Annotated in this window: 1 protein-coding gene; it reads right to left on the bottom strand. The window is 54.3% G+C overall.

The genetic code is table 11. The features are described from left to right. On the bottom strand, positions 1-338 hold a 338-nt coding region (locus J5837_RS00005), incomplete at its 3' end, for a hypothetical protein (RefSeq protein WP_210534678.1). Positions 339-359: the final 21 nt, after the last annotated feature.

The raw sequence follows: 359 nt of genomic DNA, 5'->3' as shown, positions 1-359 counted from the left end.
GCTGCAACATGGCGACTGCCAAACCAGCGACAGGCAAGCGCCACGATCTCAAAAAACAAATAGATAGCGCCAATGAAACCTGCATTGATCCAACCCCCGGCGGCATTTGCGGAGCAGTGATAGCCCAAAAGGCATTTTGCGAGTTGCAGTAGAAAATGACTTGCAAGAACTGCAGCAACTAACGAGGCGGTCAAGAGAATACCGATTTGCCGGGCCGGCCGGACGAAGGTCTTAGCATTGCGGATAAGCATGTAGGTGCGCAGCGGAAGGCCGCCGATCGCAAACAGACCAGCAGCGCCAAGGATGTAGAAGAGTGCTTGCCAGAGAATCAACTGCATTGAATCCCCCGTTGCGGCCTG

The organism is Pseudoxanthomonas helianthi, from assembly GCF_017939625.1.
Lineage (GTDB): Bacteria > Pseudomonadota > Gammaproteobacteria > Xanthomonadales > Xanthomonadaceae > Pseudoxanthomonas_A > Pseudoxanthomonas_A helianthi.
Note: the sequence above shows the minus strand (reverse complement) of the source record. Positions and strands in the feature narration are given on the sequence as shown.